The sequence below is a fragment of the Kitasatospora nipponensis genome, from assembly GCF_039528135.1.
In the GTDB taxonomy this organism is placed as follows: domain Bacteria; phylum Actinomycetota; class Actinomycetes; order Streptomycetales; family Streptomycetaceae; genus Kitasatospora; species Kitasatospora nipponensis.
Window position 1 is genome coordinate 1 of the sequence record NZ_BAAALF010000859.1, and the last position, 617, is coordinate 617.

Annotated in this window: 1 protein-coding gene; it reads left to right on the plus strand. The window is 69.9% G+C overall.

Annotation, left to right across the window (positions count from 1 at the left end):
* Positions 1-617, plus strand: a 617-nt coding sequence (locus tag ABD323_RS43730; protein ID WP_344447575.1) for a S8 family serine peptidase, incomplete at both ends; no start/stop codon positions are given.

Here is a 617-nt window from a genome sequence, read left to right on the forward strand (position 1 = left end):
ACCACCCGCACTTCGCGACCGGCACCCTGGAGGGCCGGGTCAAGCCACTGCACCGCGACTTCACCGACCTGGTCGCCCGGGACCAGTCGGCGGCACCGGCCGACTCACCGCTGACCGACCCCGTCGGACACGGTACCCACGTCGCGGGCATCATCGCCGGCGAGCTGCCCGACGACACGCAGCCGCTGATCGGCCGCACCGAGCGCCAGCCGGACGGTCTGCCCCATTGGACCACCCGCGAGCTGAACGAGGACCACACGCTGGCCGGAATCGCCCCGCGCGCACAGTTGGTCAGTCTCAAGGTGCTGGCCCTGGACGGCGAGAATCTGATCACCTCTTCCAGTGCCGTCATCAAGGCGCTCTACTACATCCGCGAGACGGTCAACACCGGCGGCCAGCTGCTGGTCATCCACGGCGCCAACCTGAGCTTCGGCTGCACCTGGGACGCCCGCGACTACGCCTGCGGCCAGAGCCCGCTCTGCCGGGAGGTCAACCTGCTCTCCGCAAGCGGGGTGGTGGTCGTGGTGAGCGCGGGCAACGACGGATTCAGCAACCGGACACCCAACGAGGGCGGCGCGGCGAACCGGGCCGTACTGGCCAGCATCAGTGACCCGGAC